The sequence below is a fragment of the Ferroplasma sp. Type II genome (assembly GCF_000496155.1).
Genome location: NZ_KI542750.1, coordinates 2,064 through 3,914 on the forward strand (window position 1 = coordinate 2,064; position 1,851 = coordinate 3,914).

The 1,851-nt window shown below is 37.3% G+C and carries 4 protein-coding genes and 1 tRNA gene; 1 reads left to right on the top strand and 4 read right to left on the bottom strand.

Going from position 1 to position 1,851, the window contains the following annotated elements; translation table 11 throughout:
• Both AMDU4_RS09555 and AMDU4_RS09560 read right to left on the bottom strand, forming a co-directional pair.
• Positions 1-446: hypothetical protein (locus AMDU4_RS09555; RefSeq protein ID WP_290704894.1), on the bottom strand; the 446-nt coding region annotated here is incomplete at its 3' end.
• 171 nt (positions 447-617) lie between these two features.
• On the bottom strand, positions 618-770 hold the full coding sequence (locus tag AMDU4_RS09560; protein WP_021787779.1) for a hypothetical protein: 153 nt from the start codon (positions 768-770) through the stop codon (positions 618-620).
• Positions 771-877: 107 nt separating this feature from the next.
• On the opposite strand from AMDU4_RS09560, the gene AMDU4_RS09565 reads away from it, so the two are divergent.
• Positions 878-1,045: a hypothetical protein gene (locus AMDU4_RS09565; RefSeq protein ID WP_009887434.1), complete on the top strand. Its 168-nt coding sequence runs from the start codon at positions 878-880 to the stop codon at positions 1,043-1,045.
• 359 nt (positions 1,046-1,404) lie between these two features.
• Here the strand turns inward: AMDU4_RS09565 and AMDU4_RS09570 are convergent.
• Positions 1,405-1,489, bottom strand: a tRNA-Leu gene (locus AMDU4_RS09570).
• On the bottom strand, positions 1,471-1,851 hold a 381-nt coding region (locus AMDU4_RS09575; RefSeq protein WP_290704897.1), incomplete at its 5' end, for an endonuclease V. The genes AMDU4_RS09570 and AMDU4_RS09575, both read right to left, overlap by 19 nt.

Here is a 1,851-nt window from a genome sequence, read left to right on the forward strand (position 1 = left end):
TCATCCTTGATTAAAAATATATCACAAAAATGCCCTGGTGTTCCAGTATTAAATCTTGTAGTGTCCCCCAGAGATAGTGCCGCATTTCTTATTTTTTCATTGTCCTCGTCAATCCCAACTGACATTCCTGCCGGGTGCATCAACCCCCAGTTGCCCCCTTTTAGAAGATAGTTATATACCTTTTCTGATGACACCGGATAATTACAGGAACTCTGCCAGGCGTGTTCAAATGGAATTTTATCATGTGGAGATACAAGTATGGCCCTTATTCTTGGATAATCCTTTAGAAAATTAATCGCTTCCCCGGCGATTCTGATCCTTTCTTCGGACGAAATCTTTATTTTTTCGCTTCTAATATCTCTCCTGGTAATATTGGTGTCCCCTTTATTACTATCAGTAAAATTTTTCATTTCTGAGTGACCTCCATTGCTAAGAGTTTGTCCCATGTCCCCAGCTTAAATATTAACTCAGTACTGTCTATAGTGTCGAGTTCTGACAGAATCAGCGATTTTACAGGTTCTGGGAGTTTGAGGGCTTTGTACTTCAATTGTACAATGGACACTTGGGTCATTTGGACTCCCTCGGCTCTATTGTGATACCTGCCAATATCGGTGATTTCATTTTTTATCGCCTTCCAACCTTTCAAGCTCTTTCATGGATGCAATCCTCGCAAAGTCTGAAACAGAATTATATGCCTCATTCTTTGCTACAAATTTCTGGATCTCATCGAATAATGACGCGGGAATTTTAATGTCTTTCCAGACTTTCATATTCTGCACCTCTTGTTAGACATATATGTCTAAATACTCTTTTGCTTATAAATATTTCGCCATATATGTCTAATATCTTTTTTATACTCTTATAATATGAGACATTCATGGCGAAAACATATAAAGATGTGAAAATTCCAGAAGAACTGTTTTTTAACATTAAGAATTTTATAGAAAAATATTCAGAATTAGGGTTCAGGTCTGTTTCAGAATTTGTCAATTCTTCCGCACGGAATGAAATGGAACGCATTGAAGACAGAAAACGTGATGAATAATTCATTATTCTTCCCTCCTGGGGCCAGTAACCAATAACGAGAAGCTGGCAGGAAGAATAATACAGAAATCCCTATCCGTGCATATGATGACTATTAATGAGTTCATAGAAAGGGCAGATATTATCAATACAGCCATAAAAGGTCTAAAATTGGAACTATGATCCACTCTGCCTTCTATTGTCTTGCAAATTCCATTAATATATTAATAAACGCATATTTTCTTTAAATACTATTTCATGTTAAAATAAAGGACTTGATTATGTTCATAATGGAATACGGACAGACCCATTTATAAACTTAATATATACACAATAGAAAGTTCTGGTGATTTTTAACAGGAGCATTAAATCAGAATAGAATGCGGAGAGTGGGATTTGAACCCACGAATCCCTGCGGAAATGGACCCTGAATCCATCGCCTTTGTCCTAGCTCGGCAATCTCCGCTTCCTCATAGCCACAGTTTCATTATGGACCATTTTCAGGATAGCTGGATATTTATTTTTTCCTAATAACTTTATCTTTTTTATGCTTGATTCGAGGCTTATCATATTGCCCGGACTTACTATTGTATGCTTATTTATTGCATACCCTAGTTTTTCATTATTGTAAACTACATATCCCGTATCATCAATTTTTCCCATCAGAAGCGATTTTGCTACCCCAATTGTAGCCCTGCCAAGCACAACACCGGCAAATGTTGCCAATCCACACTTTCTGGGGTGTAGCAATCCATTGGCATCAATCAACAGCAATGCATCAACATTCACGGAAAGCTTTTCAATAAACGGGCTTTCTCTGTATCCCAG